Below are 10,402 nucleotides of genomic sequence, written 5' to 3'. Positions count from 1 at the left end.
TCAGACGCTACGCAACGTGAATAGCTACGCGTCTGCCCACGCCGCTCAACCCGCCCGACAGGGCCAAACCAACCGCCGGGACGAACTCAAGGCTGGATAGAAACTGGGGGCAACGTCACTGATATCGCGCCCCCTTTGTTGCATAACCGTCATAGTTTGGAAGACAAAGTGATTTCGGTCAGGCCGCCACCATGCCTATGGCTGAGCCCGACATCGTCGGCCGTTCCCAGCATGTGATTCGCGCCGCCGCGGCCCTCCGGGCCCGATCCGAGAGTGAACAGACGTGACCCAGGCAGCTCGCCTCGCCCCCATCCCCTTCATCGATCTCGGCACCCAGCGCCGACGCCTCGGCGCGGCAGTGGACGAGGCGATCCTGAAGGTGGTGAACCACGGCGCCTACATCATGGGCCCGGAGGTCTTCGCACTGGAGAAGGCCCTGTTGGACTTCTGCGGAGCCAGGCATGCGATATCCTGCTCGTCTGGCACGGATGCACTCGCCCTCATCCTGATGGCGAAGGGCGTGAAGCCCGGTGACGCGGTCCTCTGCCCCTCCTTCACCTTTGCCGCCACGGCAGAAGTTGTTGCCTGGCTCGGTGCGAGCCCCGTCTTCGTCGACGTCCATGCCGAGACCTTCAACCTAGACCACGCCTCGCTCGAGCAGGGCCTCGTGACGGCGAAGGCGGCCGGCCTGAGGCCCGTCGGCGTCATCGCCGTCGACCTGTTCGGCCAGTCTGCCGATTACGATGCCATAGAGCCCTTCTGCGCCGCCCATGGCCTCTGGCTGCTCGACGACGCTGCCCAGTCCTTCGGCGGCAGCTACAAGGGCCGCAAGATCGGCACGATCGGCATGGCGACGGCGACATCCTTCTTCCCGGCCAAGCCGCTCGGCTGCTACGGCGATGGCGGCGCGGTCTTCACCGACGACGATGCCCTGGCCGACGTGATCCGCTCGCTGCGAATCCACGGGCAGAACAACGAGGACAAATACGACAACCAGCGCATCGGCATGACCGGTCGCATGGATACGATTCAGGCCGCCGTGCTGATCGAGAAGCTGAAGATCTTCGCCGACGAGATCGTGGCGCGGAACGCCGCCGCGGCGCGCTACAACGACGCACTTGCCGCCCTCGTCGACGTGCCGCGCGTGCCTGACGATCTCGTCTCGGTCTGGGCGCAGTACACGATCCTGCTGCGTGGCCGCGACCGCACCCAGTTCGCCGCAGGGCTGAAGGCCCAGGGGATCCCCACCGCCATCTATTACCCACGCCCCCTGCATCAGCAGACCGCCTACCGACGCTATCCCGTCGCTGGCAACGGCCTGCCCGTCTCCGATCGGCTCGCCGGCGAGGTGATCAGCCTGCCGATGCACCCCTATCTTGACGAGGCGCTGCAGAACCGCGTGATCGAGAGCGTTCGCGCCGCTGTGGCATAAGCGCGGCGAAGGGCGCGGGGCGCGGCCCCGCCCTGCCCAACGAGCCCGACATGGCATCGGCCGGCGCATGGCTCTCCGGACTGTGCTCTTCCGGCCACATACCCTGGGCATATCCTGCGGGAATGCCGGCGGGACGGTTGACTGCGACGATGGTCACGGCCGATGTTATGGTCGTGCAAATGCAGTGCAGCACGCGTCATAGTCGTATGTATCGAGGGGTAGTGGCGTGAACGTAGAGATCGCCTTTGAGTTCGCTGCGCTTGTCCTGGGTCTAGCCTCTGCCTGGCTGGTCGTTCGCGACCGTCTCCGCGCCTCCTGATCGGATAACGCAATCCCGGGTCCCCCCCCGCACAACTGGGATAACGGGCGGGGCACCAAGAACCTGGCAATGCGTCCGCATCGGAAGCCGGATAGAATCGGCTAGCGTGGCGCGTTGCCTCCCGCAGGCGGGTGGTCGTCACCAGAGCGGTCCTTCTCGACGATGCCAACCTCCTCAACTCTCCTGACAACCGGCCTCGCCTGTGTCGCAGCCGCGCTTGTCTCATGGCTGGTCATCGCGACCCTGCGGCCTTGGCTGGTGCGCGTCGCAGGCGCCCGGCCCGACGCTCGCTCTTCCCACAAGACCGTGACGCCCCAAGGCGCCGGCCTTGGCGTGGTGGCGAGCCTTATCCTCGTCGCCGGTACGGTTGCGGTTCTGGCGGGAGTGGCCGAGGTCCGCCTCCTCGCCTTGCTGGCGGCCATCGCCAGCCTTACGCTCCTCGGCTTCATCGATGATGTCCGCCCCATCGCCTGGGCCCCCAAACTGGCGGCGCAGGCGGCGGCGGCGGCGGTGACGGCCTTGAGCCTGCCCGCCGAGGCGACGCTGGTGCCGCCGGCGTTGTACTGGGCCGAACGCGCCGTCGCAGCCCTCGTGCTGCTGACGGTGATCAACATCGTCAACTTCATCGACGGCATCGACGAGATCACGCTCGCCCATGGCGCGCCGGCCCTCGCCGTGATCTGGGTGGCGGCTTTGCTGATGCCGGTCGGCGGGGCGACAGGCGTCATCGCCGCTGCCGGCCTCGGCGCGATGGCCGGGTTCTGGCCCTGGAATCGGCATCCGGCATCGATCTTTCTCGGCGATTCCGGCAGCTTGCCGCTCGGCCTGTTGCTGGGTTGGCTGGCGCTGCACCTCGCCCTCCAGGGCCAGCCGGCGGCAGCGCTCCTCGTGCTGCTCTACCCGCTCGCCGATGGCGGCCAGACCCTGCTGCGCCGCGTCCTGGCCGGCCGCAGGCTCACCGAGCCCCATCGTGACCACGCCTACCAGCGCGCCGTCGACAGCGGCCTGAGGGCGCCACGGGTCGCTTTCACCGTCGCCCTCGTCTCCATCGTCTGCGGCGCGCTCGCCCTCGTCTCTCTTCGCTCGGACATTGCCGGGGGGACGGCGGCGGCGCTCGCTGGCGGGATGGCCGTGGTGCTCCTGCCAATCATCGCCTGGCTCAAGCGACCGAGGCGCAGAACATGAGGGTCCTCGTCACTGGCGCGAGCGGCTTTGTCGGCTCTGCGCTCGCCGCCGACCTCGCCGACCGCGGTCATGCTGTCCTTGCGGCGGCGCGAGGACCCCTGCCCACCCGTCTGGCGGGCCGGGTGACGCCCGCCGCACTGCCTGACCTCGCTTCCGGCCAGGTCCTCGATGAGGCCTTCGCGCAACTCCTCGACGGCATCGATGCCGTCGTCCATGCCGCCGGGCTCGCCCACCAGGCGGCAGGGACCGACGAAGCCGCAATGCAAGCTGTCAACGCCGACGCTGCGGCGCGCCTCGCTCGCGCCGCATGCCGGCAGGGAATCGGGCGCTTCGTGCTAATCTCATCGATAAGGGCGGTAAGCGGGCCATCCGCCGCGGAGACCCTGGCGGAGACGGCGGAAGCCAGTCCAACCGACGCCTACGGCCGATCGAAGCGCGCGGCGGAACAGGCTGTCCAAGCAGCCCAGCCGGCGGCGACGGTGCTGCGGCCCCCAATCATCCATGGCGCAGGAGCCAAGGGCAATATGGCGCGCCTCGCCCGCTTCGCCCGCCTGCCCATGCCGCTGCCGTTCGGTGGGCTGGCAGGTCGGCGGTCGATCGTGTCCGACGCCAATCTCGCCAGCGCCGTCGCCTTCATCCTGGATCATCCGGAGACGCAAGGGAGAGTGTTCCACCTCGGCGACGGTGAGCCTCTGACCTTGCCGGAGATGGCCGCATCCATGCGGCAGGCCATGGGCCGTGCTCCGGGCATCGTCGCCCTGCCCTTCGCCCTCGCCCAGCGCATGATTGCACGCCTTGCCCCCGGCATGGCCGATCAGGTCCTAGGCGATCTGGTGGTGGATGACGGTGCGCTGCGCGCGCGCGGCTGGCAGCCGGTAGAGCCTTCGGGTCCGGGTCTCGGCCGGCTGATGCGGGCGGCCGGTGCTCAGAGCCCGATTCAGAAGTTCATGTTTTTTGGCAGTGTCTTGCGATGCATCGTGTGAGCATGCGGATGCTGGCGACGTGCGCGAAAGCTGTGGCGCTTTCGATGGATTTCTCCCAGTCCTTTGCGAGGCGGCGGCAGCGTCCGAGCCATGAGAATGTGCGCTCGGCGACCCAGCGGCGTGGCAGGATGACGAAGCCCATGTCTGTGTCGGAGCGCTTCACGATCTCGATGGTCCAGCTTCCGTGGCCGCGCATGGTGTTCTTCAGATTGTCGCGGGACACGCCATCGGCGAAGACGTGGCGCAGCCATGGATGGGGAACCGGATCGCTCTGAGCAGGTCGGGAGCGCCGTCGCGGTCCTGGACGTCGGCCCGGTGGACCAGCACGAAGATCAGGAGGCCGAGCGTGTCGGTGACGATGTGGCGTTTGCGTCCTTTGATCTTCTTGCCCGCGTCATAGCCGCAAACCCCGCCGCTTTCGGTGGTCTTGACGCGCTGGCTGTCGATGATGCCGGCGGTGGGCTGGGCCTGCTTGCCTACCAGCTCGCGCGCCGTCATCACCAGAAGCTGGTTGATCGTCGCCAGAAGGCCGCTGTCGCGCCAAGCGTAGAAATAGCCGCGCACCGTCGAAACCGGCGGAAAATCGCCCGGCAGCATGCGCCTTGGGCAGCCGCTCGAGGCGATGACCAGGATCGCTTCCACGACATCGCGCATCGCCGTTGTGCGCGGCCGCCCGCCGGGCCGGGACGCAGGGATCATCGGCGCGACCAAAGCCCATTCGCGGTCGGTCAGATCACTTGGAAACCGCAGGCGGTCACGGTTATGCTCAGCACGAGCGATATTGGTCCAGGTCATTGGAAAACCCATTTGAATCAGCACCAAACGGGAATCACAACCTGCTGATATCGCTCAACTACTTTTCAATCGGGCTCTCAGACTCGCTTGACTATGCTGTATCTCTCGACGGACTGCCTCAGTCGTGGTGGCACTCTCGTGAAGAACCTGGCCCATAGCGCATCCCTTTCGTCCTGCGACAACAATGCACCATCAAACCGTGGGATCAAACATCTAACCCGTCTTATTCACGAGGTCTTCTTTTCGTCGAAGCCATGCGGGTTGCAAGACAGGGCGCATGGCGCTTCGCTGCGTGTTTTTCGACGCGGCTTGGACTGGAACTTTGGGCTACGCGCTGGAGTGTTGGTTTTGTGCATCACCGGGGGCGTCACGCCCCACCGGTCAGGAGGGCGCGGGCCTGAGTGCTTGAGCCAGATGACGGAAGAGGTGGGCGTCCGGGCATGCGCTGGCGAAGGCGATGCGCACGCGGCTTGCCGTTTCGGTGACGCGTGCGGCGACCTTGAGAAGCCTGGTTCGGATGGTGGCAAACTCGGCCTTCGCGAGGGCGTGCGCCTTCGGGATGGCGTCACGCAGGGTGAGGATCAGCCAGTAGGCGGCGGTGTGAAGGATGAGCCGCATCTGGTTGGCGGTGGCTGCCCGGCACGAGGTGCGGTCGGAGGCGAGTTGGCTCTTGTGGAGCTTGATCAGGTTCTCGGCCTGACCCCTTGCGCAATAGAGATCGGCATAGAGCCATTGGGGCGTGCCATGGGCGATGCTGGTAACGATATAGCGGGTGTCGAGGACAAGCCGTGTCGCCTCGATGCGGGCGATGACGCGCCGTTCACGCTTCCAGGATCCCGCCGCATGTGTCGTCTCGGCGAAGCCGCGCACGGCGTCCTTGTCCGCGATGGCGCGCATGACGCGGATATCATCGGCGACCGCCTCGACCTTGGCGGCAAGCGCCCTGGTGCCGGTGAGGCCGAAGACGTAATCGACGTTGTGGGCTTCGCATCAGGCCATGACCTCGGGGCGGCCATAATGGCCATCGCCACGCAAGGTAATGCGGGTTGCGGGCCAATAGCGACGGATCGCGCGGATAAGACGGCGGACATGGCCGCGCACCTCACGACCCGACGGCGTCTTGCCCGGCCGCAGGATCATGGCAACGGGGCGACCGGTCGCTGTGTCGTAGACGTGGATCGGCAGGAAGCAACGCTCGTCAAAGCTGGCGTTGAACAGCGACAGCTGCTGATGGCCGTGAACCACATCGACCGTGTCGTCGATATCGAGCACTACGGCCTCAGGGGGCGCGGCATAGCTGTCGCAATAGAGGTCGACCATGACCCGGCCGAGCCGGATCAGATCGCGCAGGCCAGGCAGGTTCTCCAGCCGCGAGACGGTCGGCTGGCTCGCCAGGTCCGCACCGCTGTCGGGCAGGAGCCCACAGGCGAGCTTGAAGGCGGGGTCCGCGCGCAAGGCATCGAGATCGTTGGCGTCCGCGTAGCCACAGGCGATGGCGAGGATGCGGGCCTGAAGGATGCGCGAGAGCGGATGCGTCACCCGCGTCGAATCGCGCCGATCGGGAAGCGCAGCGGCAAGTCTCTCGGCAATGCCCATCCGTCGCGCCGCCGCAGCAAGAAGCATCACGCCCCGTCCGAGGACAGCCTGCCGCCATCAAAAGCAGCTGTGATCTTCCGGCCCCGGACGGCTGGAAAAGAAAAGGCAAGCCTCGTATCGTCGGTCATGGCGGGTGTGGCTTTGGAGATGGCGCGCGCCGGATTGGTCTAAGCAGCTAAATCCTACGCGATATCATGCTCTTACGCTACATCCGCCAACCCCAAAAATGCACCGCCGTGAATAAGATGGGCTAATGAACCGCATCACCCTGCCGGCGCAGGCGCGGATCATTGGGGATGACCGAGTCGCTGATGAGACCGATGCGAAATCGCTTGCCGGATGCCGCCATGGCTCAGTTGATCCCGCGCACGCAGCGGGCGCAAGCCTGAAGCATGTCAAACACAGTCCGGTTCAATGCTGCGTTACGATCGGCATTAAGTTCCTGCCCTTCGGGCGGCGAACGAACGCTCCAACGATCGCTGGAGCGTCTCTGCGATCTGGGCCTGCGACGCCTTCTCGGCGAAGCTGATGAGCGTCTGCGGCGGCAGGCGTGGCGCGAGGCTCGTCACCAGGTCGACAAGGTCGGAGAGGGTCGCCTCGAAATGGAGGCGGAGTTTACTGTCCATGGCGGCCGGGAACTTGAAATAGAGATCCCGCGCCATCTGGACCGCCGCTTCGTCGAGCCGCATGCCCGAGGCGACGACACTGCTGACGCAGAGACGGACGAAGAAGGGCAGGCAGCGTTCGACTTCGTCGGGGACCGATCGCATGTTGAACCGCACTCGATCTCGGGCTCAAATGAAGGACGGGGCTTGACGCCGCAGCCCGGCTGGCCAGTGTTGTCTCACCGGCGCGCGGCAAAGGCAAGGACGGGAATGGTCACAGATTCTGGCGACGCGGCCGTAACGCCGGATCACCTGGCGGGTGCGGGACAGCCGTCTGCGGGTCATGTTCTCTGCCTGATCAACGAGGCCTGGTTCTTCCGCTCGCATTTCATGCCCTGGGCCCTGGCGGCCCGGGCGGCGGGCTTCGACGTCACTGTCCTCGGCGCGCCCGAGACCGGTGCCGGCGCCGCGGATGACGGTGGCGTCAGCTTCCTGCCGAGCAGCGCCCGACGGGCCGGCTGGCGGCCGCAGGGCCTTTGGGCGGCGGCGCGCGAGTTGCGCGACCAGGCGGACAGGCTCGGCGTGTCGGTCGTCCATGTCTTCGGGCTGCACGGCATGGCCATTGCCGCCCTGGCGCGGCTCGCCGGTCTGCGCCTGCCGCTGGTGGTCAGCGTCACGGGAACGGGCTTCCTGGCGACGATACGCGGGCCGGTGCGCCTCGCCGCCCGAGCGCTCGCTGCCGTCACGGCGCGGCTGCTCGATGCCGGCGAGCCCGTCTGGCTCTGCGAAAACCGTGACGATGCCGCGGTCCTGAGGCTCGGCCGGGCGGATCGCGAGGGGCGCGTCACCATATTGACCGGCGCCGGCGTCGATCCCGTCCGGTTCGTGCCGGCGCCGCTGCCGGAGCGCCCGCCGCTCAGGCTGATCCTGGTCGCCCGCATGGTGCGCTCCAAGGGCGTCGATCTCGCCGTGGCGGCCGTGGCGCTGGCGCGCGAGCAGGGCCTCGACGTCACCCTGACCCTGGTCGGATCGCCCGATCCGGCCAATCCGCGGGCGCTCGGGGCGGAGGAACTCGCCGCCTTCGCGCGGACCGAAGGCGTCAGCCATCTCGGCCGTCGCTCCGACATCGAGCAGCTGCTGGGGACGCACCACGCCTTCATCCTGCCTTCACGCGGCGGCGAGGGGCTGCCGAAGGCGCTGCTGGAAGCGGCGGCAGCCGGGCGCCCCGCCATCGTCACGGATGTGCCGGGGTGCCGTGATTTCGTCGTCGACGGCGAAGGCGGCTTCGTCGTTCCCGCCGAGGATGCCGAGGCTCTCGCGGTCGCGATCGAGCGGGCGGGCCGCTCCGATCTCGCTGCCATGGGGGCGAAGGCGCGCGCCGCGGTGGAACGCAGCGCGACGGTCGCCCAGGTCTCGGCGGCGGTGGTCGAGGTCTATTGCCGGCTCGCCGGACGGGCGGGCGCGCCGATCACCTAGGCCTGCTTCTCCGAGCCGCCTTCCGACGCTTCCCTCAGCGGGATGACCCTGGCCGGGACGCGAAGGTCCGCCACAAGTTCGGCGATGATCTCGCGCGAGCGGACGTCGTCGCCCGCCATGGCGGCGGTCTCAAGGCGCTTGAAGACCGGCTGCAGCTGCGACATCGTTGGGGCGCGGGCCTCCGCAGCGACAATCCCGCGAATGCCGATGTCGAGGCGCGGCTCGGTTTCCTCGAAGAGGATCTCGGACATCCGCTCGCCGGGGCGGCTGCCGGTAAAGACGATGTCGACGCCCTTGCCGGGTTCGAAGCCCGCCAGCTTAATCATCCGCTCGGCGAGGTCGGCGATCCTGACCGGCTGTCCCATGTTGAGGACGAGGATGGCGGAGCGGCCGATGGACGTCGCCTCGGCGGTGATCCGCGCCGCGGTCCACAACAGGTCGGTCGATTCCCGCCGCGTCATGAAATAGCGGACCATGGCGGGGTCGGTGACGGTGACCGGGCCGCCGGCCTCGATCTGCGCCCGGAACCGCGGGACCACCGAGCCGGCCGTGCCGAGCACATTGCCGAAGCGGACGGCCACCAGACGGGTCCGCGCCCTGGCCATGTCGGCAGTCAGAAGCTGGGCGGCATCGAGGGCCTGGATATACATCTCCGCCAGCCGCTTGGTCGCGCCGAGGATGGAGACCGGCTCGGTCGCCTTGTCCGTCGAGATCAGCACGAAGGCTGTTGCACCTGCCGCTACGGCGGCGTCGGCCGTGTTCACCGTGCCGAGCACATTGGTGCGCACGGCGTCGGAGACCTCGCGCTCCAGATGCGGCACATGCTTGAGCGCCGCCGCGTGGAAGACGACGTCGGGCGCGAAGTCCGCCATCAGGGTCATCATGCGGGCCCGATCGCGGATGTCGCAGAGACGGCCTTCCACCGGCGCGTCGCCGGGCCGCTTTTCGAGCTCCACGCGGTCGAGGACGGCGTGGAGGGCGGCCTCGGAATGTTCGAGAACAAGCACTGCCGCGGCGCCGAACTGGGCGCTGCGCAGCACGAGCTCCGACCCGATCGAGCCGCCGCCGCCGGTCACCACGACCCGCTTGCCGCTGACGAAGACCTTGAGCGGTTCCTCCGCCACCTCGACCAGCGGGCGGATGAGCAGGTCGTCGTCGATCACGGCGTGCAGGCGCAGCGGCTTGGCCGTGTCCATGGAATGGGCGACGTCGAGGCGGATGGTCGCGATGCCCATCCGTCGGAAGGCGCCGATCACATCCTCCATCAGCGGCCCCGTATGCAGGGCCTCCGGCGCGATGATCGCCCGCTGAAGGGTGATGCCGCGTTCGGCGGCGCTGCGTACGATCGTCTCGAGCTGGTCCGTCGTTCCCCAGACCGGAATGCCGCGGACGGCCTGCCCCGTTTCCTGGATGACGGGAGAAATGATGCCGAATACGCGGATCGGGCCGGCGACCCCCGCCTCGACGGCGCGGATCACGGAATCGGCATCGGCGGCGCGACCGATCACCACGGCGGAGAGCGGGTCGCGGTTATGGGCGGTCTGCCGCCGCCAGGCGCGATAGGCCCGGTAGGCGATACGCGGCCCGCCGAGCAGAATGACCTGCACGCACCAGTAGATCGCCAGCGTGCGCCCGCCGAGCAGTTTCGCCCCCTCGCCGAGGCGCGGCGAGAGTATGTAGTCCGCCAGCAGGAGAACAGCGGTCAGGATACAGACGGCCTTGAAGATGCCGAACAGGTCGAACAGCGAGGCGAAGCGCCAGCGCGCCGCATAGAGCGAGCAGGCCCCGTAGATCAGAAGGGAAAAGGCTGCGAAGCCGAGGGCAATAATCCATGGATTGATCGCAAGGTTCTCGGGGAGCGGTGGCACACCACGCAGGACCAGAGCCAGAACCAGCGCCAAAAACGTCATGGCGAAGTCGTGTGCCATCACGCTGGCTTGCTTTGAGCGCGCGATGATCGACTGTTTTCGGGATTCTGCCCGCACCGGAACTGCCTTCAATATTCAACGCC

Annotated in this window: 7 protein-coding genes and 1 pseudogene; 4 read left to right on the top strand and 4 right to left on the bottom strand. The window is 67.4% G+C overall.

Going from position 1 to position 10,402, the window contains the following annotated elements:
• Positions 1-283 precede the first annotated feature (283 nt).
• The 3 genes from Q0C57_RS14220 (at position 284) to Q0C57_RS14210 (ending at position 3,919) form a co-directional block, all read left to right on the top strand.
• Positions 284-1,432 (top strand): DegT/DnrJ/EryC1/StrS aminotransferase family protein, encoded by a 1,149-nt coding sequence (locus Q0C57_RS14220; RefSeq protein WP_296577088.1) that lies wholly within the window; start codon positions 284-286, stop codon positions 1,430-1,432.
• Between the two features lie 481 nt (positions 1,433-1,913).
• The gene (locus Q0C57_RS14215; protein ID WP_296577087.1) at positions 1,914-2,936 is read left to right on the top strand and encodes a glycosyl transferase; all 1,023 of its coding nucleotides are present in this window, start codon (positions 1,914-1,916) and stop codon (positions 2,934-2,936) included.
• On the top strand, positions 2,933-3,919 hold the full coding sequence (locus tag Q0C57_RS14210) for an NAD-dependent epimerase/dehydratase family protein (protein WP_296577086.1): 987 nt from the start codon (positions 2,933-2,935) through the stop codon (positions 3,917-3,919). The genes Q0C57_RS14215 and Q0C57_RS14210 overlap by 4 nt, the downstream gene beginning before the upstream one ends.
• Here Q0C57_RS14210 and Q0C57_RS14205 read toward each other — a convergent pair.
• The 3 genes and pseudogenes from Q0C57_RS14205 to Q0C57_RS14195 all read right to left on the bottom strand — a co-directional run bounded on the left by Q0C57_RS14205 (position 3,882) and on the right by Q0C57_RS14195 (position 7,080).
• Positions 3,882-4,714 (bottom strand): IS5 family transposase gene (locus tag Q0C57_RS14205; RefSeq protein ID WP_296577094.1). Its coding sequence is split into 2 segments (ribosomal slippage): positions 3,882-4,180 and positions 4,180-4,714, totalling 834 coding nucleotides; the frame shifts between segments, so codons are not numbered across the junction. The two genes, Q0C57_RS14210 and Q0C57_RS14205, sit on opposite strands and share 38 nt — an antisense overlap.
• Positions 4,715-5,095: 381 nt before the next feature.
• Positions 5,096-6,438, bottom strand: a pseudogene (locus tag Q0C57_RS14200) (IS1380 family transposase).
• Between the two features lie 306 nt (positions 6,439-6,744).
• Positions 6,745-7,080 carry a hypothetical protein gene (locus tag Q0C57_RS14195; protein WP_296577085.1) on the bottom strand — a complete coding sequence of 112 codons (336 nt, stop codon included), beginning with the start codon at positions 7,078-7,080 and terminating at the stop codon, positions 6,745-6,747.
• Positions 7,081-7,185: 105 nt separating this feature from the next.
• On the opposite strand from Q0C57_RS14195, the gene Q0C57_RS14190 reads away from it, so the two are divergent.
• Entirely contained in the window at positions 7,186-8,391 is a 1,206-nt protein-coding gene (locus Q0C57_RS14190; RefSeq protein ID WP_296577084.1) for a glycosyltransferase, read from the top strand.
• Here Q0C57_RS14190 and Q0C57_RS14185 read toward each other — a convergent pair.
• Positions 8,388-10,301, bottom strand: a complete 1,914-nt coding sequence (locus Q0C57_RS14185) for an SDR family NAD(P)-dependent oxidoreductase (protein ID WP_296577083.1) — start codon at positions 10,299-10,301, stop codon at positions 8,388-8,390. The genes Q0C57_RS14190 and Q0C57_RS14185 overlap by 4 nt on opposite strands.
• Positions 10,302-10,402: the final 101 nt, after the last annotated feature.

It is taken from the genome of Phreatobacter sp. (assembly GCF_022843985.1).
In the GTDB taxonomy this organism is placed as follows: Bacteria; Pseudomonadota; Alphaproteobacteria; order Rhizobiales; family Phreatobacteraceae; genus Phreatobacter.
The sequence above is the reverse complement of the archived record's forward strand: the minus strand, read 5'-3'. Positions and strand labels throughout refer to the sequence as shown.

Coding starts and splice junctions, on each gene's coding strand:
- Q0C57_RS14215 (WP_296577087.1), top strand. CDS start 1,914: ATGCCAACCTCCTCAACTCTCCTGACAACCGGCCTCGCCTGTGTCGCA.
- Q0C57_RS14210 (WP_296577086.1), top strand. CDS start 2,933: ATGAGGGTCCTCGTCACTGGCGCGAGCGGCTTTGTCGGCTCTGCGCTC.
- Q0C57_RS14195 (WP_296577085.1), bottom strand. CDS start 7,080: ATGCGATCGGTCCCCGACGAAGTCGAACGCTGCCTGCCCTTCTTCGTC.
- Q0C57_RS14190 (WP_296577084.1), top strand. CDS start 7,186: ATGGTCACAGATTCTGGCGACGCGGCCGTAACGCCGGATCACCTGGCG.
- Q0C57_RS14185 (WP_296577083.1), bottom strand. CDS start 10,301: ATGACGTTTTTGGCGCTGGTTCTGGCTCTGGTCCTGCGTGGTGTGCCA.